This is a genomic window from Thalassobacillus sp. B23F22_16 (genome assembly GCF_043496955.1).
In the GTDB taxonomy this organism is placed as follows: domain Bacteria; phylum Bacillota; class Bacilli; order Bacillales; family Halobacillaceae; genus Thalassobacillus; species Thalassobacillus devorans_A.
In genome coordinates, this window is sequence record NZ_JBIEKD010000005.1 from 21854 (window position 1) to 45786 (window position 23933).

22 protein-coding genes are annotated in these 23933 nt (G+C 43.4%); 15 read left to right on the forward strand and 7 right to left on the reverse strand.

Annotation, left to right across the window (positions count from 1 at the left end; translation table 11 throughout):
- The 4 genes from ACGTNI_RS05820 to lhgD all read left to right on the forward strand — a co-directional run bounded on the left by ACGTNI_RS05820 (position 1) and on the right by lhgD (position 4834).
- Positions 1-1431 (forward strand): bifunctional 2-methylcitrate dehydratase/aconitate hydratase, encoded by a 1431-nt coding sequence (locus ACGTNI_RS05820; protein ID WP_394460700.1) that lies wholly within the window; start codon positions 1-3, stop codon positions 1429-1431.
- Positions 1432-2301 (forward strand): methylisocitrate lyase, encoded by an 870-nt coding sequence (prpB, locus tag ACGTNI_RS05825; protein WP_394460702.1) that lies wholly within the window; start codon positions 1432-1434, stop codon positions 2299-2301.
- 334 nt (positions 2302-2635) lie between these two features.
- Positions 2636-3571, forward strand: coding sequence for a glutarate dioxygenase GlaH (gene glaH / locus ACGTNI_RS05830; RefSeq protein WP_394460704.1), 936 nt, complete (start codon positions 2636-2638; stop codon positions 3569-3571).
- 27 nt (positions 3572-3598) lie between these two features.
- Positions 3599-4834: an L-2-hydroxyglutarate dehydrogenase gene (lhgD, locus tag ACGTNI_RS05835; protein WP_394460706.1), complete on the forward strand. Its 1236-nt coding sequence runs from the start codon at positions 3599-3601 to the stop codon at positions 4832-4834.
- A gap of 69 nt (positions 4835-4903) precedes the next feature.
- On the opposite strand, the gene ACGTNI_RS05840 is transcribed toward lhgD, so the two are convergent.
- Both ACGTNI_RS05840 and ACGTNI_RS05845 read right to left on the reverse strand, forming a co-directional pair.
- Positions 4904-5209, reverse strand: coding sequence for a DUF3870 domain-containing protein (locus ACGTNI_RS05840; protein ID WP_394460708.1), 306 nt, complete (start codon positions 5207-5209; stop codon positions 4904-4906).
- Between the two features lie 22 nt (positions 5210-5231).
- Complete coding sequence (locus tag ACGTNI_RS05845; protein ID WP_394460710.1) at positions 5232-6320, reverse strand: DctP family TRAP transporter solute-binding subunit; 1089 nt, start codon at positions 6318-6320, stop codon at positions 5232-5234.
- Between the two features lie 64 nt (positions 6321-6384).
- On the opposite strand from ACGTNI_RS05845, the gene ACGTNI_RS05850 reads away from it, so the two are divergent.
- The 10 genes from ACGTNI_RS05850 to ACGTNI_RS05895 all read left to right on the forward strand — a co-directional run bounded on the left by ACGTNI_RS05850 (position 6385) and on the right by ACGTNI_RS05895 (position 17531).
- Positions 6385-7986 (forward strand): ATP-binding protein, encoded by a 1602-nt coding sequence (locus tag ACGTNI_RS05850; protein WP_394460712.1) that lies wholly within the window; start codon positions 6385-6387, stop codon positions 7984-7986.
- A complete protein-coding gene (locus ACGTNI_RS05855) occupies positions 7983-8672 on the forward strand; it encodes a response regulator (RefSeq protein ID WP_394460714.1) in 690 nt (229 codons plus the stop codon). Before ACGTNI_RS05850 ends, ACGTNI_RS05855 begins: the two co-directional genes overlap by 4 nt.
- Before the next feature lie 175 nt (positions 8673-8847).
- Positions 8848-9846: a TAXI family TRAP transporter solute-binding subunit gene (locus ACGTNI_RS05860; RefSeq protein ID WP_062439711.1), complete on the forward strand. Its 999-nt coding sequence runs from the start codon at positions 8848-8850 to the stop codon at positions 9844-9846.
- 42 nt (positions 9847-9888) lie between these two features.
- Complete coding sequence (locus ACGTNI_RS05865; RefSeq protein WP_394460716.1) at positions 9889-10377, forward strand: DUF1850 domain-containing protein; 489 nt, start codon at positions 9889-9891, stop codon at positions 10375-10377.
- 4 nt (positions 10378-10381) lie between these two features.
- The gene (locus tag ACGTNI_RS05870) at positions 10382-12553 is read left to right on the forward strand and encodes a TRAP transporter permease (RefSeq protein WP_394460718.1); all 2172 of its coding nucleotides are present in this window, start codon (positions 10382-10384) and stop codon (positions 12551-12553) included.
- A gap of 12 nt (positions 12554-12565) precedes the next feature.
- Complete coding sequence (locus ACGTNI_RS05875; protein ID WP_394460719.1) at positions 12566-13444, forward strand: fumarylacetoacetate hydrolase family protein; 879 nt, start codon at positions 12566-12568, stop codon at positions 13442-13444.
- A gap of 15 nt (positions 13445-13459) precedes the next feature.
- Positions 13460-14251 (forward strand): SDR family oxidoreductase, encoded by a 792-nt coding sequence (locus tag ACGTNI_RS05880; RefSeq protein WP_394460721.1) that lies wholly within the window; start codon positions 13460-13462, stop codon positions 14249-14251.
- A gap of 205 nt (positions 14252-14456) precedes the next feature.
- Positions 14457-15581, forward strand: a complete 1125-nt coding sequence (locus tag ACGTNI_RS05885) for an MMPL family transporter (RefSeq protein ID WP_394460723.1) — start codon at positions 14457-14459, stop codon at positions 15579-15581.
- Positions 15571-16971: an efflux RND transporter permease subunit gene (locus ACGTNI_RS05890; RefSeq protein ID WP_394460725.1), complete on the forward strand. Its 1401-nt coding sequence runs from the start codon at positions 15571-15573 to the stop codon at positions 16969-16971. The genes ACGTNI_RS05885 and ACGTNI_RS05890 overlap by 11 nt, the downstream gene beginning before the upstream one ends.
- Positions 16968-17531, forward strand: coding sequence for a TetR/AcrR family transcriptional regulator (locus ACGTNI_RS05895; RefSeq protein WP_394460727.1), 564 nt, complete (start codon positions 16968-16970; stop codon positions 17529-17531). Before ACGTNI_RS05890 ends, ACGTNI_RS05895 begins: the two co-directional genes overlap by 4 nt.
- Before the next feature lie 44 nt (positions 17532-17575).
- Here the strand turns inward: ACGTNI_RS05895 and ACGTNI_RS05900 are convergent, their stop codons facing one another.
- The 5 genes from ACGTNI_RS05900 to ectA form a co-directional block, all read right to left on the reverse strand.
- A complete protein-coding gene (locus ACGTNI_RS05900) occupies positions 17576-18406 on the reverse strand; it encodes an STAS domain-containing protein (RefSeq protein WP_394460729.1) in 831 nt (276 codons plus the stop codon).
- An 82-nt stretch (positions 18407-18488) separates the two neighbouring features.
- Entirely contained in the window at positions 18489-19721 is a 1233-nt protein-coding gene (pepT, locus tag ACGTNI_RS05905) for a peptidase T (protein WP_394460731.1), read from the reverse strand.
- Between the two features lie 126 nt (positions 19722-19847).
- A complete protein-coding gene (locus ACGTNI_RS05910; protein WP_394460733.1) occupies positions 19848-20234 on the reverse strand; it encodes an ectoine synthase in 387 nt (128 codons plus the stop codon).
- A gap of 28 nt (positions 20235-20262) precedes the next feature.
- Complete coding sequence (ectB, locus tag ACGTNI_RS05915) at positions 20263-21540, reverse strand: diaminobutyrate--2-oxoglutarate transaminase (RefSeq protein ID WP_394460735.1); 1278 nt, start codon at positions 21538-21540, stop codon at positions 20263-20265.
- Positions 21541-21591: 51 nt separating this feature from the next.
- Positions 21592-22110, reverse strand: a complete 519-nt coding sequence (gene ectA, locus ACGTNI_RS05920; RefSeq protein ID WP_394460925.1) for a diaminobutyrate acetyltransferase — start codon at positions 22108-22110, stop codon at positions 21592-21594.
- Between the two features lie 436 nt (positions 22111-22546).
- Between ectA and ACGTNI_RS05925 the strand changes: the two genes are divergently transcribed.
- On the forward strand, positions 22547-23887 hold the full coding sequence (locus tag ACGTNI_RS05925; protein ID WP_394460737.1) for an MATE family efflux transporter: 1341 nt from the start codon (positions 22547-22549) through the stop codon (positions 23885-23887).
- Positions 23888-23933: the final 46 nt, after the last annotated feature.

The window sequence follows — 23933 nt, forward strand, 5'->3', positions numbered from 1 at the left end:
ATGCAAGTATTTGATGAAGTGATTGAAGAAATAGCTGCTTACGTGACAGAAGAGCAGCAATTCAGCGAGGAAGCTTATCGTAATGCCCGCTATGTTTTGCTGGATTCCGTTGGGTGTGCGATTCTTGCACAGAAATATCCGGAGTGTACAAAACACTTGGGTCCGATTGTACCAGGGATACAGACACCTAATGGTGCGCGCGTTCCCGGGACTTCTTATGAATTGGACCCTGTCCAGGCTGCCTTCAATATCGGGTTATTAATTCGCTGGCTAGATTATAACGATACCTGGCTTGCAGAAGAATGGGGGCACCCATCCGATAATCTTGGAGGAATATTAGCTTTAGCGGACTACCTTTCTCGCAAGCGTCTGTCAGAAGGTAAATCCCCTTTGACTATGAAAGAAGTGCTCTACCGTTCCATCCAGGCGCATGAAATTCAGGGGATTCTGGCACTAAGCAATAGCATGAACCGACAGGGGATTGATCATGTGCTATTCGTTAAAATTGCAACCACTGCAGTCGCTGCAGCCATGTTAGGGGGAACGAAACAGCAAGTGATGAATGCTGTCAGCAATGCATGGATCGATAATGGAAGCTTGAGGACTTACCGCCATTTTCCGAATACGGGGTCCCGAAAATCATGGGCAGCAGGGGATGCGACCAGCCGTGGAGTCCGCCTTGCCTTAATGGCGATGAAAGATGAAATGGGCTATCCGACAGCAATCAGTGCTAAAACTTGGGGATTTCAGGATGTCATGTTAGATGGGAAGGAGCTGACACTTTCCCGGGAAATGAAAGACTATGTGATGGAAAATGTTTTATTTAAAATATCCTTCCCTGCAGAATTCCACGCACAGACCGCTGCGGAATGTGCCGTCACCCTTCATGACCAAGTGAAGGGAAGAGTGGAAGAGGTTAAAGAGGTTGTGATTGAAACACAGGAATCAGCCAAGCGGATTATCGACAAGACAGGGGAATTGAATAACCCGGCTGACCGTGACCATTGTATTCAGTACATCACAGCTGTTGGACTGCTCTTAGGAGAATTGGAAGCAGACCATTATGAGGATGATTTTGCACTGGCTCACCCTGAAATCGATCAGCTTCGAGAAAAAATGAAAGTAGTAGAAAATGCTGACTATACCGTAGAGTATCTTCACCCGGATAAGCGTTCAATTGCTAATGCAGTTACAGTTCATTTTGTAGATGGAAGCTCTACGGAACGGGTAGAGGTACGGTATCCAATTGGACATCGTGAACGCAGACAAGAAGGCTACCCTCTTTTAGAAGCTAAGTTTCTTAAGAATATGGAAGTACGATATACGAAAAAACGGACGAAGGATCTATTAAATTTTCATAATGAGGAGAAGCTTTCGAATAAAGAAGTCCAGGCGTATTTCAATGAACTAGTAAAGCAGGGGGGATTGTAGATGTCATGGATGATGGATGAGCGAACCAGCCAGAAGGAATTAAGTACATCATTTCGAAACCAGATGAAGAGCAAGGAATTAATGCGGCTGGTGGGGGCTCATCATGGATTATCAGGTATCATTGCAAAAGATATTGGTTTTACCTCCCTTTACTTATCGGGAGGAGCATTGTCTGCAAGTAAAGGGCTGCCTGATATTGGATTGATGACTCACGAAGAACTAGTTCGCAAGGCAGAAGAAATTATCAACGCTACAAACTTACCATTGCTCGTCGACATCGACACTGGATATGGGGAGGCCTTTAACGTGGCAAGGCTGGCCCGTGATTTAGTAAAAGTAAGGGTAGCCGCTGTCCAGATTGAAGACCAGGTTTTCCCGAAGAAGTGCGGGCATTTGGATGGCAAGCAATTGACAGGTAAAGAAGAAGTAGGGGAAAAGATACGATTGATGAAACAAGCGGAACCTGACTTGGTCATCGTCGGCCGTACCGATGCGTTAGCTGTTACAGGAAGCGAAGACGCTATTGATAGAGCAAAATATTATATAGAAGCGGGAGCCAATGCCATTTTTCCTGAAGCCGTAAGAACAGATGAAGAAATGAAATATTTTGCTTCTCGACTCGATGTTCCTTTACTTTTCAATATGACCGAGTTTGGTAAGACGCCTTACAAAACTGCAGATGAAATTGCTGCTCTAGGCTTCTCCATGGTGATTTATCCTGTTACTTCGCTGCGGGCAGCTGCCAAAGCGGTGGAGCGTGTGTATCGAACTATCTATGAAAAAGGAACGCAGCAAAGTAGGCTGGAAGATATGCAGACCAGGAAAGAGCTGTACCAGGCGATCGACTATGAAAAATACGATGAGCTTTAAAGGTTACAACAGTGTACGCGCTCTTAACAATTACTATAAGTATAGTGAAAAAGTTAATAATATTATTGACAGAAAATTTAGATTGTTATATAGTAGATAACAGAAAGCAACCTTTAGAAAGGTATCCCCTTTCAAAGCCGGTTTGCTAGTTTATCACAAACGTTCAAATAAATAAGTGACTGTCAAAACTGCCAGAGCTCTGAGCGCCAGAGCAACCACGCAGTTTAGAAGCCAGTATTTTTCCTTGAAACTAAGGGACTATACTGGCTTTTTTTAATCGCTGAAGGGCCCGTCAGCAGCCAAAAACTATCAAAATATCAGGAGGTTTTTAATAATGTGTGCGATGGATCTACAAAAAGGTAAATTAGAGCTTCAAACTGGAAAAGGGTATAAGGTTGTGCAGCACCCGGAACATCACCGTCTCTATCATATTGAATTTGAAAGCGATGTCATTGATAAGTTCGTAGCAGACTTAAAGGATGTCAGTGATGAGCAGCTGGAATATGTTCCATATATGCGTTTGATGGCGGCTGATAAGCTGGTAGAGTTAGTAGGAGAAGAGTTTGTACAGACAATCCGTGGTATTCTTCATGATCGTAAGACAGGCGGCTTCACCATCGGGCTGCAGGGACGGACGAAAGACGATCAGGACTATGTGAAGTTTTCTACGGCACTGACCCATCTCGTCGGTACGCCAAACTTCGATGCGATGTCAGGTAAGTACTACGCGCGTTTTACGGTAAAGCATACAGATGATAGTGATTCCTATCTTCGCCAGGCCTACCGGACGTTTACATTGCACACCGATGGCACCTATGTCGATGAGCCGACAGACTGGCTGCTGATGATGAAGTTCGAGGAAGAGAATGCCGTTGGCGGACGCTCCCGCTTGCTTCATCTTGATGACTGGGAAGAGATGGATTATTTCTATAATCATCCGCTGGCAAAATATAAATTCACATACAAAGCGCCTGCAAGTAAAAACGTCTCAGAAGATGTACTGCGCCAGACTTTCTATGAGCATAATAATGGTCCCTGCATTTGTTTCATCGACCAGTTCGTGTACCCGGAGACGATCGATCAGGCAAAGTATCTAAAGGACTTGTCCCATTCTATGGAGAATTCGCCGGCGACGATTGGTCTTGATCTTCCAGAAGGCGACTTGATCATGTTGAATAACCGCTTCTGGCTGCATGGGCGTGAAGCGTTCGAAAAAAATACGGAATTGCATAGAGAGTTACTGCGTCAGCGAGGAAGGTTCGCAGAGTAAGCGTTGGATGAGGAGGGAGTAGTCAGCATGTATGATTTCACCATAATTGGTGGGGGAATAGTCGGTTTATCTACCGCCTATTCCCTTACTAAAAAATATCCGGCTGCCAAAATAGCCGTTATAGAAAAAGAAAAATCCTGGGCGAGCCATCAGACCGGCCGCAACAGCGGGGTTATTCACTCCGGTGTCTATTACAAGCCAGGGAGCATGAAAGCCAGACTAGCCAAGCAGGGCGCCGCTTCCATGGTAGCGTTTTGTAAAGAGCATGATGTCGAGCATGAAGTTTGTGGAAAAGTGTTGGTGGCGACTGAAGACGAAGAGCTGCCAAGAATGGAAAAGCTCTATAAGAACGCACACCAGAATGGCATAAATGCTACCCGACTAAGTCGGGAAGAACTGCTGGAAATCGAGCCGCACGTCAATGGAAAAGCTGCCCTGAAGGTGCCGACTACAGGGATCGTCAACTATAAACAAGTTACCGAGACGTTGGCGAAGTTAGTAGAAGAAGCAGGTGTGGATTTATTACTCGGTACGAAGGTATTAAATATTGATGAATCGTCCAAGGAGGTATTCATCGACACAGATAAACAGACAATCCTGTCGCGTTTCTTGATCAACTGCGCCGGGCTTCATAGTGACCGCCTGGTCAAGATGGCTAAGATACAGACAGATGTGAAAATTGTACCATTCCGCGGTGAGTACTTCACCTTGAAAGATGATAAACGCCACCTTGTGAAAAACCTGATATATCCGATTCCGAACCCGGATTTCCCTTTTCTTGGCGTCCATTTAACCAGGATGATTGATGGCAGTATTCATGCGGGGCCTAATGCTGTACTGAGTTTCAAACGGGAAGGGTATCATAAAACGGCATTTCACCTGAAAGATACTCTGGAGACGATTACTTTTCCTGGCTTTTGGAAAATGGCAGGCAGTAACTTACAGGAAGGCTTGAAGGAGATGGTGCGATCTTTCCATAAACAGACGTTTGTCAAAAGTCTGCAGCGCCTTGTCCCGGAAATCCAGGTGGATGATGTAGTACCGACTCATGCGGGAGTAAGAGCGCAAGCGATGTTGAAGGATGGTCGTCTCGTGGATGATTTCTATATTATCCCAGGGAAGAAATCCATTCATGTCTGTAACGCGCCATCACCGGCCGCTACGGCATCCTTAGAAATCGGAAAAGAAATAGTTCACCGGATCCCTCCTCAGGACCACTTGAAGGCGAGCGATAAATTGAAGCCAAGTCTTGTCACGAACTAAACTGTTTCGTGTCCGCATTGATATCGAAAAAATTATATACTAAAAAACCGCTCACAATGAGCGGTTTTTTTAGTCGTGCATTTGATACTGTTTATAGGAATCTTTTAAGGCAGCTGCAATTGCATTGCCTGCTTTCCCTCGATAACCGTTTTCCAGCTGTTTCAAAGGCTCATCCAACCCTTCCTTGAGGCTGTACCCTTTCAACAGATTTTTCACGTATTCTCTGCCGTGATCGGTTGCCAGTGTGCAGGACGCGTCCACAATGACCCCGTATTTTTTATCGATTTCCAGAGTCAGCGTCAATGATTCAGAAATATGGTTGGCTGCAATTCCAGTCGGTAATTTCGAATGTCCGGCTACAAAAATTGTATTCATGTTCTCTCCTCCTACAAGCTAGTTAATTACTGTATTTATCCTTTAATTTATATATTTTCTTCATTAACTTTGAGCCCACCATCGATTCTGTTTCTTCATAAATCGGACGGAGCCGCTGTTCCCATGCTTCTTGTTGGGCTTGGGTCAGGTAATCAATCTGCAGGTTCTCTTCCTGCCTCAATTTTCTTGTAGACTCGTCGTTCATTTCAATGGAGTGGCGTCGCACCCAGTTGGTGGTTTCAGTCATCGCACCTTCAATGATTTCTCTATGTTCATTAGAAAGGTTGTTCCAAAATGCTTCATTGATCAGTACGGCATACCCAAGGTAACCATGGTTACTGATGGTCATATAGGACTGATCCTGGAATAATTTCTTTGAATAGATATTGGAAGCAGTGTTTTCCTGGCCGTTGACGAAGTCCACTTCGAGATTCCGATATGTTTTATTAAAAGGAAGTTCACTGGTGCTGGCGCCTAATTGTTCGAACTGGGACTCGATGACAGGACTGGGCATTATCCGGAAATGAAGACGATGAAAATCCTCGGGATATAAGATTGGCTGGCTGCTATTGGTCACTTGTTTGTAACCATTATACCAAAAGGTCAATCCTTTGATGTCATCCTGTTCAAGGTCACGGAGCAGTGTTTCTCCGATTTCCCCCTCATAGGCTTCCTCTACAGCTTGGTAGGAAGGGAAAATGAACGGGAGGTCGAGAACCTGCCATTTCAGAAATCGTTTCGTTAAATTAGAAGTGGCAGGGGCAATCATTTCCACTCGTCCCTCTCTCAGTGCTTCATACTCATTCTGATCACTATAGAGCGTGCCGTTGGAATGCACCTGGATTTTAATTTCACCGTTGGTACGTGATTCTACAAGAGATGCGAACCTTCTGGCTGCCATTCCTTTCGGAGTATTCTCTGCCACTACATGACTGAATTGGATGACAATCTTATCTTTGATCCCTTCCTGCTCATCATCATATTCCAGAGAACTGGAGGCATTACTCAAATCGAATCCGAAAAATAGGGCAGTGAAAATTCCGGTGATGATGAAAGCCGTAATCGTGATGACTGTGCGCAATCCTGCCACCTCGCTCGTAATCGTTTTCAATAGTGTAACACACCAAAGAATAAATGGTACACTAGGTATAGCCTGATGGGAAGGAAGATTCCTCATGACACTCAAGCATATGCCGATCCGCTGGAAAATCACAATCCTGTCATTTGGGGTCGTTCTTTTTTCGATTCTGATCGGTGGGATTATTGTAATTGGAAATACAATTGAATCGAAAGAAGATGCGTTGGGAGAACACGCCATGATTACCGGGCGTACGGTAGCCAACCTTCCTGATATCAAAGAATATTTGACAGAACCAGCCGGATGGACAAAAATAAATCCCATTGTAGAGCGGATTCGAACAGTCAACGATGCGGACTATATTGTTATTTTAAATATGAACCGGATTCGCTATTCCCATCCTGTTGCTGATCAGCTAGGTACTGTTTCATCCGGTAAAGATGAAGGTCCTGCCTTTGCAGAACACAGCTATACCGCTAAAGCGCAAGGGGAGATGGGGACGGCTATCCGTGCGTTCGTTCCCATTATGAGTGAGGACCATGAACAGATTGGTGTAGCAATTGTAGGCAATATCCTTCCCTCCGTTGGTGAAATTTTAAACGATATAAAAAAAGAAATTCTATTTGTTCTATTTTTAACTGCCTTATTCGGGGTCATCGGTTCCTGGCTGCTTGCCCGGCATTTGAAAGACCAGACTTTTCGACTGGAGCCCTATGAAATTGTACAGCTATTAGTAGAAAGAACAGCAACTTTCCAGGCAATGAATGAAGGGATTGTTGCGATTGATAAGGATGGAAGCATATCGATTCTGAATGATAAAGCGAAACAAATTCTTGATATAAAAGGAGACTGGATTGGTGAGCCAATTCAATCTGTTGTCCGTGAGACTAAATTATTAAAAGTCTTACAGGAAGGGGCTCCTGTTTATCATGAAGAAATGCGAGTCGGGGACAAGTTGATTATGAGTACCCGCGTACCTATCCGTGTGGAGAATGAAATCGTAGGTGCTGTCGCAGTTTTCCAGGACCGGACAGAAGCAACGAAGCTTGCTGAAGAATTAACGGGTGTAAAAGCCTTCGTCGATGCATTACGGGTACAAAACCATGAACATTTAAATAAGCTTCACACGATTGCAGGTCTGATTCAGCTGGACAAAAAGGAGCAGGCGCTGGAATTTGTATTTGACGCTAGTGAAAAGCAAGAAGAATTATCCCGGTTTTTGATTACGAATATGAAAGATTACAGTATTTCCGGACTTCTGCTCAGTAAGGTGAGCCGTGGGAAAGAAATAGGGATAGAGGTTTCTATTGATGAAACCAGTGAATTGAAAAGCTATCCCCCGTTACTGGACAAACATGATTTTGTACTTATTTTAGGAAACTTAATCGAAAATGCCTTCCACTCCTTCCATGGTATCAAACGGGCTCAGAAATGGGTGGATATCTCCATCAAACAGGATGATACCATCTGTGCCATAGCAGTGGAGGATAATGGAAAAGGAATTCCAAAAGAGAAAAAGAATCATATTTTTGAGAAAGGCTACACCACGAAAGGGGAAGGTGGCTCTGGCTATGGTTTGTATCTCGTCCATAAAACAGTGGAAAAAGGCCAGGGAGAAATAGAAGTCATTTCTCAACCAGGAGAAGGGACGAGCGTTTTGCTGACATTTCCGATGAACTTGAAGGAGGAGAAGGGATGACATCACCAGTGATAAAAGTTTTGTTGATTGAAGATGATCCGATGGTTCAGGAAGTAAACAGGCAGTTCATCGAACGCGTCCCTGGATTTCAAGTGGTAGCAATTGCTTCTGACGGAGAAGAGGGAATGGAGCTCACCAGGAAAATTAAACCAGACTTGATCGTGCTGGATATTTATATGCCTGAAAAAGATGGGATGGAAACACTGGAACAGCTTCGAGGGGAACAGCTGGATATAGATGTCATTGTAATTACAGCTGCCAACGATAAAGGAACGATTAAAAAGATGCTGCAGCGAGGCGCGACGGACTATATTGTCAAACCATTCAAGTTCGAGCGCCTGGAGCAGGCGCTGACTCGCTACCGGGACTTGCATCAACGTTTTTCCGGGGAGGGAGAGCTGGCCCAGAAGCAAATAGATGATGTAATCACCGGTGCCAAACAGTCACCATCGTCGTCAAAAGAACTTCCGAAAGGTTTGAATGAACAGACGCTGGAGCAGATAATTCTTTTCTTAAGGGAGCAGAAGGAAGCCCTTTCTGCAGAACAAGTTGCAGATGGGATTGGCATTGCTCGTGTAACAGCAAGAAGGTATCTGGATTATTTGAAGAATATCGGGGAGGTCGTCCTGGATATTCAGTATGGCGGCGTTGGACGCCCTGTAAATCGATATAAAATTAATCATTAAACAGGCTTATCTCATTTGAAATGAGGTGGCCTTTTTTAATATTGTTTTTTTAAAACACCAATCATTAATATTGTGACCAAAATGACCAAAATGTCCAATATGGTCATAATATTCAAAAAATAACATGTAAGCGGTAACATGTAATTAGTTTATATTTCGAAATGGGGGTTTTTATATGATAAAGCGATTATCATTTATTTTTACTTTAGCAATTGTCATGCTGTTGGCTGCTTGTGGTGGTAATGATGAGGCGGATGGTTCGGAAGGAGATTCCGGTGGTTCTGGTGAACAATCAATTGTATTTGGTACAGGTGGTACATCTGGAACCTATTATCCGATCGGCGGGGCATTGAAGCCTATTTTTGAAGAAAGTGATCAAATTGGCAATGTTACGGTGGAGTCCACTGGTGCTTCTGTCGCCAACATTCAGAACATTCAGGATGGGTTGAACCAGATGGCAATTATCATGAGTGATGTAGGCTATGATGCGATCGAAGGTACTGGGCAATTCGATGGTGGCTCTGTTGATGTACAAGCAATGGCTGGCATGTATCAAAATGTTGTCCAAGTAGTTGCTTTGAAAGATAGTGGGATTGAATCCATCGAAGATTTAGAAGGTAAAAAGGTCGGTGTTGGCAAGGTGGGTTCCGGAGTAGAACAAAGTGCGAAGAAAGTATTGGAGTCTGTGGGAGTGACTTACGACGATTTATCTAAAGTGACGCATACTGGCTACGCTGACAGTGTACAGGAAATGAAAAACGGAAATCTGGATGCGGCATTCTTTACATCCGGAGTACCAAACAGTAATATCACTGATTTGATGCAGCAGACGGACATTAACTTTGTAGAAATCAAAGGGGATACTGCTGAAAAACTGATGGAGAAATATCCATTCTATAAAGAATATACGATTGAAGCAGGCAACGAAGCTCAATATGAGTTAGAAAATAAAGTAGAAACAGTAGGTATTCAAAACATGATTATCGTTTCTCCTGATCTAAGCGAAGATGTCGTCTATGACATGACAAAACGATATTACGAATATCTGGGAACAGATGAAGTTGCAGTCGGAGCACTTAAACAATTAGAGCGTGATGAAATTGCTAAAGACTTAATTGCACCTCTTCATCCGGGAGCAAAGAAGTTTTATGAAGAACAAGGAATTTTGGAGTAAGCAAAAAGGGCATCAATTTGGTGCCCTTTTTAAAATAGTCCGATGAAACGAATCATCATTTTACTTGCTGCTTGTATTATCCTCCTGCTTCCGGTGATGACGTTCTACACGATTCCTGTACTGAAAGTTTCTGGAGAAAACGAGTTGGAAAAGGTGCTATATCTTCAGAAGGATAAGGACTTTTCGATTCGGTGGACCCATTCTGTTGAAAATGAGGAATGGGAAGAGTTCTTTAAAGTGGAAGAATATCAAATTGTCCTTGACTCGACAAGGTTCAAAACATTTGGGGCCGGGGTGCCAAGTGATACTGGTGAGGATACATTTATTAAAGACGGCTGGGTCTACATGACAGACATCCATCAGCCGATAGGCATGGAACTGGTGACGAGAACAGGAAAAACGACGGATCATCGTGTCATACGTGGAGACGAGGTCTGGCAGATGAGAGCTTCTCAATCCTATCGTTTCACAGTGGAAGAAGCAAATTTGCTCCATGCCATCGGTTATTATATAGCTACTAGAATGAGGTGAGCGTATGGGGAAGAAACAGAAAAAATCAGCAGAAGATTATGACCGCGAAAGTACAGTGAGGACAGGAATCACAAAGCCGATAGCACTCGTAATTACTATTTTGGCAATTTCCTTATCACTGTTCCATTTATATACTTCCTATGCTGGATCGCTTGTTGATATCAAGCAGCGGAGTATTCACTTATACACATTAATGACACTTGGTTTCTTACTATATCCATTTGTTCGCAGCAAAGGAAAACCAGGCAAGTCGGTTCCTTTCTATGATTATTTCACTGCTGCACTGTCACTCGGTGTCGGGATTTATATGTTTTTTACTGCAGAACGTATTATAGAATCGGGTGGACGTATCAATGATACGGACTTCTATATTGGTTTACTTATCCTATTTTTATTATTCGATATTACGCGCAGGGTAACAGGATGGGGCCTGTCTTTATTAGCGCTCGGTTTCCTCATTTATGGGTTCTATGTAAAACTCTCCATTTATCCTGAATTGACATCACCTGTCGTTCTAAGTGTATCGAAGCAAATCATCGGACAACTCGTTTTTATTACGGAAGGGGTCCTTGGAACAGCGATTGGTGTATCAGCCAGTTATATTATCTTATTTATACTATTCGGGGCATTTTTAGGACGATCCGGAATGGGGCAGTTGTTCAATGATCTCGCCTTAGCTGTGGCGGGACATACAAAAGGTGGTCCAGCAAAAGTCGCTGTCATCTCCAGTGGGTTTCTTGGTTCGATCAATGGTTCTGCAATCGCAAACGTAGTAACAACGGGTGCGTTTACCATTCCGTTGATGAAGAAGATTGGTTATAAAAAGAATTTCGCTGGTGCCGTGGAATCGGCAGCTAGTGTCGGTGGACAGATTCTCCCCCCGATTATGGGAGCGGCCGCCTTCATCATGGCAGAAAACCTGAATGTAGCCTATACCAAAATCATACTGGCGGGTATTATTCCGGCACTGCTATTCTATGTAGGAATATTACTGCAAGTCCATTTTCGGGCTTCAAAACGTGGACTGCAGGGCATGCCTAAAAGTGAACTGCCAAGGTTGAAAGCAGTCATTGCTAAACGCGGGCATTTAATCATACCGATGATGATTTTATTGTACCTCTTGTTTTCAGGAAAGACACCTTTTTATGCGGCTTTCTGGTCCATCATAGCAACCGTGGTGATTGCCGGTTCGAAGCAGATGGTACCGATTATAACTGGTATTTCCTTGTTTCTGATTTTCCAGCCCCAGCTGTCTGCTCTTTTCAGCGGCGGTGCCATACCGAATGTGCGAAGCGATTGGTGGGAACTGCTCTTAATTATTGTTATCCCGCTGGCTATCAATCTATGGAGAAAATGGCTGAAGCTTGAGGCGGATGAAGTAGGTGTGAAGGACGCCCTTAAGGCACTGGAGGATGGAGCAAGGACCACGGTTCCTGTTGCGATTGCCTGTGGTGCTGTCGGAATTGTTGTCGGAATTGCTTCATTGACAGGTGTTGCGTTGGAAATTGCCAACAGCATCGTCAATATCGGTAGTGCTGTAAACAGTCCATTGATCCAGCTGATCATCACCTTGTTCCTGACAATGATCACTTCTATTATCCTTGGAATGGGTCTGCCTAGTATCCCGACGTATATCATTACTAGTACGATGGCAGCACCAATCCTATTGCAGCTTCCATTGTACCGGGAACTTGCAGGGTCTACGGAAACAGCAACATTCGTTGCTCATATGTTTGTGTTCTATTTTGGTATTTTTGCTAACATTACACCGCCTGTCGCACTGGCCGCATTCGCAGGGGCCGGGATAGCAGGAGGAAATCCGAACCAGACTGGATTCCAGGCGATGAAACTTGCGATTGCCGGGTTCATCGTACCATTCATGTTCGTGTTCTCGCATGAAATGCTGATGATTGATGCTAACTTTATGAATATTATTGTTATCACCATCACTTCGTTAATCGGGGTATTCTTATTATCGATCATGACGGAAGGTTACTTTATGAAAGAGCTACCGGGTTGGCTGAGGGCGGTATCCGGTGCAGCTGCACTGCTATTGATCTACCCTGGCATCTGGACAGATTTGATTGGTTTGATCGTGTTCTCATACGTATTATTTACCAATTTTAAAAACACACCAAATCTGCCATCGAACCAGACGGCAGAAGCAGGCAAGTAGGGGGGAGAGACTATGCGATTAGCAACAATCAATCAGGGTGGCATGGAAGTCGCTGCTATTGTGGATGGTGAGCGTCTGCTCCCCATCCAATCTATCAATGATGTTGCGGGTACAGATTGGCCGATAGGGCTGTATGAATTGATTAATGAAGAAAAACTATCTTCCCTGAGAGATTGGTGGAATGAAAGAAGTGAAGATGAGAAAAAGGATTTGGAATCTCACTTTCTAGCAAGTGAAGAAGCTGTCTATCGACCACTTTATCGGCATCCACGAAAGATTTGGGGGATCGGGCTTAACTACGTCGATCATGCTTCTGACCTGAAGGAAATAGCTCCAAGTTCAGAGCCGGCAAGCTTTATGAAACCAGCAACCACAATCATCGGTCACAAAGATACCATCCAGTTACCTGTGCAGTCAGAGCGGACAACAGGGGAAGCTGAATTAGGAGTAATCATCGGGAAGGAATGTAAAAATATTTCCGAATCAGAAGTGAAAGAGGTTATTGCCGGTTATACGACCATCATTGATATGACCGCAGAGGATATCCTCCAGCGTAATCCACGCTATTTGACGCGTTCAAAAAGCTTTGACACTTTTTTCAGCTTTGGACCTGAACTGGTTACTACGGATGAAGTGGCTGAAGTGTTTGATTTAGAAGTAGCGACCATCATTAATGGGGAATGTCATCGAAAAAACTCCGTCAGCAATATGACTTTTAACCCTTATTATCTGGTGGCTTTTCATTCCCAGGTAATGACACTACAGCCAGGGGACATCATTTCCACAGGGACTCCTGGAGCGGTGGTTATCCGGGATGGAGATGTGATTGAATGCGAGATTGATGGATTCTGCAAACTGAAAAATAATGTAGTAGACTTGAAGAAACGATAGGAAAGGGTGTAGGATTTGAACTTTCAATTACAAGGAAAATCAGTGATTGTAACTGCTTCAAGTAAAGGCTTGGGCAAAGCGACAGCACTGGAGTTCGCCAAAGAAGGAGCCCATGTATTAATTTCCAGCAGGAATGAAGAAGAACTACAGGCCGCTAAAAAAGAGATTCAGGAAGTTAGCGGGAATAGCCATATCGATTATGGTGTCTGTGATGTCACCAATGCAGATCAAATCAAGCAACTGGTACAAAAAGCGGTGGATTGGAACGGTACCGTAGATGTATTGGTCAACAATGCCGGCGGCCCTCCAGCAGGAACATTTGATAAGTTTACGGATGAAGACTGGCAGGGGGCATTTGAGTTAAACCTGCTGAGCTTTGTCCGGACTGTCCGGGAAGTACTTCCTTCCATGCGGGAGCAGCAAAGCGGAAGAATCGTCAATATCGCTTCGTCTTCGATCAAGCAGACATTGGATAACCTGATTTTGTCCAATACATTTCGTGCCGGCATTGTTGGTCTATCGAAATCACTATCCCAGGAGCTTGCTAGTGATAATATCTTAATCAATACGGTAGGCCCAGGGAGAATTGCAACCGATAGAGTTGCCCAATTGGATGAAAAAAGAGCAGAAAAGCTGGGAATTACAGCTGAGGAAGTAAAGCAGCAAACGGAACAGTCGATCCCGATCGGCCGCTATGGGGAACCGGAGGAATTCGCAAGAGCAATCGTATTTTTGGCTTCCGGAGCGAATACTTATTTGACCGGTCAGTCACTCGTTGTCGATGGAGGATTGGTAAAAGCACTCTAAGATGACTTGAACACTTGAATTACCCAATAAACCCTGCTAAATCCAGCCATCCAAAAGGGAGGCTGGATTTTTAGCTTTACAAAACAAAGGTAATCCTATACACTGAATGTTAGTGACCACTAACAATTAAAGGTGGCGTTTTTCCTTTATATATTTTTTTGAGTTTTATGTAAGTTACCACTAACATTCAAAAGGGGAGAGAGAAATGAAAGTATTGAATCTTTTATCGAGGGTATTAACACGACGTCCAATGCTAGTCATTTTCATAGCTATACTAATTATCGCTTTGCTGGCAGCAGGGACAAGGAATGTAAATATGGCTACCGGCAATGAAACATTGGTCCGAACAGACACTAAAGTTTATCAGGATAATCAAAAGCTGGAGGAAGAATTCGGTGGGGAATCCATCCTTGTTCTTTATGAAGGAGAAGGTTTGCTCACCACTGGAAATCTCCAGCATATGAAAGGACTTGAAGACCAGCTGGAATATAATGACGCTGTTTTCAGCGTATTCAGTCCCGTCACTCTAGTGGAGCAGATAGCAGGAAAGCAGCAGGAAAAATCCATGGAAGGAATAGGGGAAATCAACGAAGGATTAAAGGAAATGGGGAGACAGCTGAAGGAGTCCGGTGAACATAGGGAGGCGGGGTTAGACCAGCAAACCAAACAATTGGAAGGTTTCCTAACCCAACAGGAACAGCAGAAGAAAGAGATGGACAAACTGGGTGAGCGTCTCCTTTCTATCAGTGACAATGTTGAAACGGTGACCGCTTATTCAGACACAATGAAGGCAGGGCTGCCAGAAAAACAGGCAACGCTTGACCATATGATTTATGATGACGACAACCAGCTCAGAAGCTCCTTTGAGGAGGTGGTCATCGATAATAAATATATGTTGATGATTATCAAGTTCGAAGGCAATGTCGACGATACGGTTAAAAGCGATACCGTAGCAGCAATTAATTCCTATATGGAAGAAAACCCGAACGATCAGGTGGAGACAATGGTGTCTGGAAAACCGGTCTTGGATGATTCCATCCGGACCTCCATGAAAGAAAACATGCAGAAAATGATGATGTTGTCTGTCGCATTCATGATTCTTGTACTTTCTATCATATTTAAAGTAAGTTGGCGCTTACTTCCATTAGTGGTGATTTTAGTGGCTGTCGTAGGAACCGTCGGTCTGATGGGTTGGGTCAATATTCCAGTTACGATGGTATCCATGGCTGTGTTTCCGATTTTAATTGGCTTAGGAATTGATTACGCCATACAGTTCCACAGCCGTTACACGGAAGAATTGAATGAAGGAGAGGATTCGATTGAAGAATAAAACATATAGGAACCAGTCAGAAAAAAGTCTGAAGAGAACCATTACAAAAATGGTTCCAGCTGTAATGACAGCTTTGATTGCGACAGCGTTGGGTTTCATATCTCTGTATACTTCACCGGTTCCAATGATTCAAGATTTCGGAAAGATGTTGACAGTGGGTATGGTTGTAAGTTTCTTTGTCGGATTATTTCTACTAATTCCGATCCTGTTTACACGTGATCATTTTTTTGGAAGCAAGCAAAAAAAAGCAGACATGGAAAAAGGAGAAGGAAAGGCAGATCGCCTCCTCGATAAGTTTACCAAATACTTGATCAAGTTAAGATGGCTGATCATCCTTTTGGCTATTGTCACGGCATCATTAGGAATATGGGTTGATACGGAGACAGGAGTGGAGACGGACGTGGAGAGCTTCATGCCCCAGGATGATCAGGCACTTGGCGATATTCATAAACTCAGAGATGTCATCGGTACGACCGATCAGGTATCCATCGTTTATGAAGGAGAGGATGTCGTTAACGCTGAAATTATGACTTGGGTGGATCGTGTCAGTGAATCACTGAATGACGAATTTTCAGAAGTAGTAGATACAAAATCAATTACGACCGCTGTCAAGCAGATGAATGATGGGGAGTTGCCAGAGGAAGGAGACTGGGGATCTCATTTGGAAGATATGCCCTCTGAACAGGCCAAATTGCTGATCAACGAGGAGCATACCCAGGGTGTGATCAATATTGGCATCAAGCATTTAGAATCTGAACCTTTACAGGAGTTCCTGAATGCTTTAGCAGCTTTTTTGGAGGAAAATGAAGTGGCTGACGTAGAGACAACGGTAACAGGTAAATCCGTCCTTGATGTCGAGATGATTTCTGCTTTGACCTCAGGGAGGTATCAAATGACATTGCTTGGCATGGGGCTCGTCTTCTTAGGTCTGCTGCTCATCTACCGTCACCCAGTTAAAGCATTCATCCCGCTTGTACCGATTATTCTGATTGTCGGCTGGTCCGGGGCAGCTATGTACCTTTTAGATATTAATTATACACCTTTGACGGCTACGCTTGGTGCGTTGATTATCGGGATCGGAACCGAATTTACGGTTCTTATCATGGAACGTTATTATGAAGAGCGTGAGAAAGGGAATAGTGCAGAAATAGCTATCAGGATTTCCAACCAGAAAATCGGGAAAGCCATATTCACTTCAGCATTGACAACGATTGGTGGCTTCAGTGCCTTGCTCATATCTGACTTTGTTATTTTAAGCAATTTCGGCTTAATGACGTTGATCAATATATCGTTGGCCTTGTTTAGTACCATCGTTGTCATGCCGGCCATCTTGATTATTTTCGATCGTTTTGTGAAAATAAAGGCTAGGAAGGAAGTACAAGTGGGGTGAAGGATTTGAGAGATAAAACCGATCAGATATTAAGAGCGGCTGTAACCGTTTTTGTCAAAAAAGGATTACAGGCGACAACACAAGAGATAGCAAAAGAAGCAGATGTAGCAGAAGTGACATTATACCGTAAGTTTGCAACAAAGCAGAACCTATTTATCAGTGTTATCAAACATGTCCTGGAAAATCAATTTAATTCCAAGGTTATGAAATTGGCAGATGAAGCTGATACAGAATATTTCTTCAGAAAGATTATTGAAAACAGGCTGGAAGTGCTTTCGAAAAACACCCCACTGGTAAAGATGTTGATATCGGAAAGCCTTATGGGGAACCTTACAGAAGAGATTGACCTGCCGAAGCTGATATTTACAAGTTTGAAAAGTGGACTGGATCATCACTTCGCAGGTGATAATGTGGACACAGAATTATGCGCACGTCAATTAGGCGGAATTTTCTTAAGCCATATTGTGCTGCCTAATGAACAGCCGTTTCACCAGCTTGATCAGGCAGATAAAGAGGTTGTTATTGATAAATACACAAGGTCTGTAATGGCCCTTCTGTAACATAAAAAAGGCCAGCAGCATTTTAATCAGCTGCTGACCTTTTTTTATTTTTCTTCCATGGCATTGGCAAGGGAGGATTTGATCGTGACATCATCAAACGCAATACCAAGTTGAATGGCGGTTTGGGCGATTTCCGGACGCATGCCTGAAATCATTGGTTTGATACCAAGCAGCTGTAAGGATTGAATCAAATTAGAAATCTGGTGAGCTACCAATGTGTCAATGGTTGCTACCCCCGAGAGGTCAATATACAATTGACTAATCCCTATCCTGGAACAATTATGAAGGGTATTCTCCAGGATAACACCAGCTCGTTCACTATCAATCTCTCCAATCAGTGGGAGCAGCGCCCGCTTATCGTCCAAGGCAATGACGGGAGCACTCAATTGTTGAATGATATCCTCTTTTGCTTTCAGTAATTCTTTGGAATTTCTATTAGCACCTTCGACGAACATCAGGATAGCAGTATCGAACCCTGTGATGACCAATTCATTCCAATTATCCATATCTTCTTGTGTTATGTCATGTTCCGTTTCTTTTACAAACGTTTTTAAGTATTTGAGATAGAGCATACGCACTCTCATAAATTCGCGAATGACGTAGTGACTGGGTGTGTTCAAGTGGTTTTGGTCGGCTGCAATCTCCGATGCCCATTCATCAAAAGTTTCCGCCCACTCTTCTTCGGTTTTCACAAAAATTTGAGTGAAAAAATGATGGAAGTCATAATTCTGTTTTTTTAATCTCTCTACTACTTCTGGTGTACGAATGGCATAGATAGAAGCTGGGTCGTTTTCTTCGATTGTGTTATACCACTCTTCCGTAATTTCTTTTGCGTGCTCTAAAAAATATTCACGTAGTGCTTCATTTTTTGACAATTTACACTCCCCCAAATTGGTTGGTCTTCCTATTACCTACTACCCGTAGATTGGAAAATTTACACGTGCAATTGAAGGATATCTAAGCCTGTTTCTCAAAAAGACGAGATATTTCTACAATTACATGTACAGCTTTATCCATATTATCAACCGAGATGTATTCATATTTTCCATGAAAGTTTTCTCCACCGGTAAAAATATTCGGTGTAGGCAGGCCCATATAAGATAACTGGGAACCATCGGTACCGCCACGGATGGGCCGCACAAGCGGTTCTATATCTACATTTTTCATTGCTTGATAGGCGGTGTCGACGATTTCTTTAACAGGTTTGATTTTGTCACCCATATTGTAATATTGGTCTTCCATCTCTAAGGTTATTCGTTCTTGCCCGTACTTTTCCTTCATCTGCTCCGTAATGGTGACTATATTTTCCTTTTTTGTCCGAAATGCGTCTTTATCAAAATCCCGGATAATATAAGTTAGCTCTGTTTTTTCCACATCGCCATGCATGGAAACGAGATGGTAAAAGCCCTCATAACCTTCTGTGTACTCTGGTGCCTGCTCTGCTGGAAGGTGGGAGTGAAATTCCATTGCCAGTTTGGCAGAGTTAGTCATTTTTCCTTTAGCGGTGCCGGGGTGGACGCTATTTCCTGAAAAAGTAATCCGGGCACCGGCAGCATTGAAGCTTTCATACTGCAGCTCCCCCAGGGGGCCGCCATCGACCGTATAGGCAAAATCGGCCTGGAACCGTTCGACATCAAATTTATGCGGACCTCGTCCGATTTCTTCATCAGGGGTAAATGCGACCCGGATATCTCCATGCTTGATTTCCGGATGCTCAATCAAATAGTGCATGGCTGACATGATTTCCGTGATTCCTGCTTTGTTATCTGCTCCAAGCAATGTCCTTCCATCTGTGGTTATAAGGGTGTGTCTTTTATAACCGGTTAGCTCAGGGAAATCGCTCGGTGATAAGACTATGTTATGTAGATCATTCAGTGTGATGTCATTCCCATCATATTCTTCTATTACCTGAGGATTGACATTTTTACCAGTGAAATCAGTGGCAGTATCAAGATGAGCAAGGAAGCCTATGGTCGGAACGTCTTTATCTGTGTTGGAAGGCAAAGTCGCCATTACATATCCGTGTTCGTCGATGGATAGATCCTGCATACCGATTCCTTTCAATTCTTCTATCAGCATATTGGCGAGCGTCAGCTGTCCGGGGGTGGAAGGGCATTCTGGGTTGCTGGCATCAGACTGGGTGTCTATCTTGGCATAACGGATGAAGCGGTCAATCAAAGCATTTTTCATTAACAAAATCCTCCATTGCTTTTTCATCCATTATATAGCAAAAAAGTAATGAATAGCTAGTTGAATAGTAACTAGGGGGAAGGCAAAGAAAAAAGCCTCCAACTAAAGTTGGAAGCTTCTATACTATTAATCTTCTACTATTGGGTAGACGCCGTTTTCATCATGTGTTTCTTGGCCTGTGATCGGCGGGTTGAAGACGCATACCATACGCATATCCGATTTGGCACGCAGGTAATGTTCATCATGTTGATCCAGCACATAGATGGTATCCTTTTCAATCGGCCATACTTTTCCGTCTTTTACTGTTTCAACTTCGCCTTCGCCTTCGATACAGTAGACAGATTCTAAATGGTTTTGGTACCAGATGTGTGTTTCTGTGCCTGCTTTAATGACGGTATCATGAACAGAATAGCCCATGCCATCTTTTTTTAATACTAAACGTCTGCTTTCCCAAGTATCAGCTTTTACGTGATTTTCTGAATCGATTACGTCTTGTAGTTTGACTGTTTTCATGTCTGATTCCTCCTGGTTCGTTGGTAGATTAGTTAGTTACTGGTTCACTTACTAATGACTTTACACTTTCTTCTATGATGTTAAAGCCTTTTTGAAGACCTTCATCATCGATATTTAGTGGTGGGAACAATTTGAATACTTCACTTTTCGGTCCGGAAGTTTCCATAATCAGACCACGCTCGAAAGCTTCCGCTGCAACTTCATCGGCAAGCCCTTCTTTTGCGCATTCGATACCGACCATAAGACCACGACCGCAGAAGGTGCCTTGCAGCTCTGGATATTTTTCAGTAAGTCCAACAAGGAAATCTTTTACTTTATCGGATTTTTGCTGGATCCCTTTCTCGAATTGCTCATCTTTCCAATAATCTAAAGCGGCAGAAGCTGTGATGAATGCATGATTGAAGCCGCGGAATGTTCCGTTATGCTCACCTGGAGCCCAGATATCAAGGTCTGGACGGAATAGGGTGATTGCAAATGGAAGGCCGTAACCGCTCAATGATTTGGACAGACATACGATATCAGGTTTGATACCTGCTGGTTCAAAGCTGAAGAAAGTACCAGTACGTCCGATACCTGCCTGCACATCATCAATGATTAACAGGATGTCCCACTTCTTACAGATTTCGTCGACTTTTTTCAGCCATTCCATACGTGCCGCGTTGATGCCGCCTTCACCCTGGACAGTTTCAAGAATCATTGCAGCGGGTAAATCAACACCACTTCCGTTGTCTTCCAGGAAACGTTCTAAATATTCAAGTGTATCCATACTTTCATCCACAAAATTGTCGTATGGCATGGTCACGGTATTATTCAATGGAATACCAGCACCTTTACGTTTCATTGCATTACCCGTAACAGATAGAGAGCCAATGGTCATGCCATGGAAGCCGTTTGTAAAGCTGATGACATCTGTGCGGCCAGTAACCTTACGTGCAAGTTTCAGAGCACTTTCAACCGTGTTTGTACCTGTTGGTCCAGGGAACATAACTTTGTAATCCAAGTCTCGTGGTTTCAGAACGACCTCATTGAATTTTGTCAGGAAGTTCGCTTTTTCTGTGGTAGCCATGTCCAGCGTATGGGTCGGTCCATCGCTTTTGATATACTCTACAAGTTTATCTTGCATATGATCATCATTGTGCCCGTAGTTCAATGCGCCAGCTCCGGAGAAGAAATCGATATATTCTTTTCCGTCTTCGTCCCACATTTTGTAGCCTTTCGCTTTAGAAAATACAGTAGGGAAGCCGCGGCAGTAACTGCGTACCTCAGATTCATATTTTTCAAAGATGTTCATATCAGTTTTACTCATTGTTTTCCTCCTTGTTTAATCATCGGATTACTTGGTATTTATTTTCAAAGTTTACCGTTTAAATGGTCCAATTCGGAAATTCAATTCTTCTTCGTGTCCATCGCCAGGGAACATTTCTTCTGTGAAACGTTCGGTGACCTTGCACTCGGTATCATGATCACGAGCTAATCTTCGGAATAAGGATTGAGATGCTTCATTCGATGGGGTGACTGTCGCTTCAAGGTAATGGACATCCTGGCATGCTTCCCGTGCTACAAGTTCATTGAGAAGTTTGGATGCGACTCCTTTCCCTCGTTGGGAAGAATCTACTCCAATCTGCCAGACAAACACCACATCAGGATGTTCAGGGGGGATAAACGCGGTTACAAATCCAACTAATTTATCATCTTCTTTTGCTACTACACAAGTATCAGAAAAAAACTCACTCATCATGAGATATTTGTAAGCTGAATTTTGATCAAGGGTGGAATTATCAACTAATTCCCACATTGCTTTTCCATCATCCAAGGTTGGTTCGCTAAATGTTAATGTTGCGGTTGATACTGCTCGTTCTTTTGTCGTTTGAGTGATGGTGGATTCTCCTTTCCATTTTTAATAAGGTGTGACCTTACATACTTGATAATATTAAATCGCTCCCGTTTTTTTATCAAACTAGCTTAATCTTGCTGAATAAGGTTTATTATCGCTGAGTTATACTGAGTGGTGCTTAATGGGGGATTCTTTAAATAATGCTTAGGAATTCTGTAATTTTCTAAAAGTTTTAAAAAAATCGAATCTTAAACCCTTGATATGAAAGGGTTTTACTCTTTGGGGGATTTTTCCGATTTATTTAATGATTGACCTACAATCGACCTCCTTATCGGCTTGTGTGGGGTTCCTGTTTTATATACTTGATCCTCATGAACACCGTCATAGCAGCGTTCAACCTTTAAATACCCATATGGAAAGATTATAAACAGCAATTATTTTGGCAGGATGATAAAGTAGAGGAGAAAGGAAGTCGGTTATGGGGGATCAACATAATTTTACAAGCGGAAATATAGGAAAACAGCTGGTCATCTTCTCAGGTCCAATTATGCTGACCAACTTGCTTCAGGTATCGTACCAGTTCATCGACAGCATGTGGGTTGGAAATCTCCTCGGGGGAAATGCACTGGGTGCTGTGGCTGTAGCGAGTACGGTCCTATTTACGCTTTTGTCATTCATCATCGGCCTTAACAATGCGACGCTGACTGTGTTATCGCAACAGAAAGGAAAAGCCGATCAGCAAGGTCTGAAGCGCTACTTGAATGCTTTTGTTGTCGTTTTGCTATTTTTAGCTGCTGGACTGGGCCTCCTTGGTTTCCTGTTGGCCGAAAGAGTCCTGTTGATATTGGGAACACCGGATGCGATGATGCCGGGAGCGAAAGCATATTTACAGATCAACTCCATCGGTATTCTTTTTTTAATGGGGTATAACTTCATCGGAACGGTTATGCGTGCACTTGGGGACAGCAAAACTCCGCTCCGGTTCGTGGTGGCTGCTGTTCTTTTGAATGCCGTACTCGATCCATTATTCATTTACGTTTTCAACCTGGGTATTGACGGAGCTGCTTATGCCACGGTTGTTGCGCAAGGAGCCTCTTTCCTCTATGGGATGTATATCGTTCTGAAAAAGAATCTTGCTCCATTTTCTATCCCTTCCATTCCGAGTAAACAGGAAGTGGGGGTAATTCTGCACTTAGGGATTCCTTCAGGACTGCAGATGGCTGTCATTTCTGCCGGGGTAGCTGCCATCATGAGTGTTGTCACTGCATTCGGAGAGGATGTTGTAGCCGGATTCAGTGCCGCACAGCGTCTGGATAGTGTTTTGATGCTGCCACCTATGGCACTGGCAACCGCTGTGAACAGTATGGCAGGTCAAAATATTGGCGTGGAAAATTGGGATCGCGTTCACAAGGTCGCTCGTTATGGCTTGATTTATACGATAACAATCATGCTGGTGGTTGCGTTGCTGTTAGTGTTGTTTGGGGAATATGGGATTAAATTGTTCGTGCAGGAAGAAGCCCCAGTAGCTTTTGGTGGTGAATATCTGCGAATAGTAGCCTTCTTTTATCCATTTTTAGGCATCAACTTCATCTTGAATGGGATCGTCAGGGCTTCAGGTGCTATGTATCAGGTACTTGTGTTGAATATCATCTCTTTCTGGGTGCTCCGTTATCCATTGACTGCCTTATTTTCCAGGCTGTTAGGGGATTCAGGAATTGCGGTTGGCATGGGGGTAAGTTTTGTTATAAGCAGTGTGGTTGCGACACTTTATTACAAATATGGAAAATGGAACACGAAACAACTCTTTGAGAAAGAATAATACGTATGAATCGATTCTTTCTTTTTGGTTATTCTGTAAAAAGTTC

Coding starts and splice junctions, on each gene's coding strand:
- ACGTNI_RS05820 (WP_394460700.1), top strand. CDS start 1: ATGCAAGTATTTGATGAAGTGATTGAAGAAATAGCTGCTTACGTGACA.
- prpB (WP_394460702.1), top strand. CDS start 1,432: ATGTCATGGATGATGGATGAGCGAACCAGCCAGAAGGAATTAAGTACA.
- glaH (WP_394460704.1), top strand. CDS start 2,636: ATGTGTGCGATGGATCTACAAAAAGGTAAATTAGAGCTTCAAACTGGA.
- lhgD (WP_394460706.1), top strand. CDS start 3,599: ATGTATGATTTCACCATAATTGGTGGGGGAATAGTCGGTTTATCTACC.
- ACGTNI_RS05840 (WP_394460708.1), bottom strand. CDS start 5,209: ATGAATACAATTTTTGTAGCCGGACATTCGAAATTACCGACTGGAATT.
- ACGTNI_RS05850 (WP_394460712.1), top strand. CDS start 6,385: ATGACACTCAAGCATATGCCGATCCGCTGGAAAATCACAATCCTGTCA.
- ACGTNI_RS05855 (WP_394460714.1), top strand. CDS start 7,983: ATGACATCACCAGTGATAAAAGTTTTGTTGATTGAAGATGATCCGATG.
- ACGTNI_RS05860 (WP_062439711.1), top strand. CDS start 8,848: ATGATAAAGCGATTATCATTTATTTTTACTTTAGCAATTGTCATGCTG.
- ACGTNI_RS05865 (WP_394460716.1), top strand. CDS start 9,889: ATGAAACGAATCATCATTTTACTTGCTGCTTGTATTATCCTCCTGCTT.
- ACGTNI_RS05870 (WP_394460718.1), top strand. CDS start 10,382: ATGGGGAAGAAACAGAAAAAATCAGCAGAAGATTATGACCGCGAAAGT.
- ACGTNI_RS05875 (WP_394460719.1), top strand. CDS start 12,566: ATGCGATTAGCAACAATCAATCAGGGTGGCATGGAAGTCGCTGCTATT.
- ACGTNI_RS05885 (WP_394460723.1), top strand. CDS start 14,457: ATGAAAGTATTGAATCTTTTATCGAGGGTATTAACACGACGTCCAATG.
- pepT (WP_394460731.1), bottom strand. CDS start 19,721: ATGAAAAATGCTTTGATTGACCGCTTCATCCGTTATGCCAAGATAGAC.
- ACGTNI_RS05910 (WP_394460733.1), bottom strand. CDS start 20,234: ATGAAAACAGTCAAACTACAAGACGTAATCGATTCAGAAAATCACGTA.
- ectB (WP_394460735.1), bottom strand. CDS start 21,540: ATGAGTAAAACTGATATGAACATCTTTGAAAAATATGAATCTGAGGTA.
- ACGTNI_RS05925 (WP_394460737.1), top strand. CDS start 22,547: ATGGGGGATCAACATAATTTTACAAGCGGAAATATAGGAAAACAGCTG.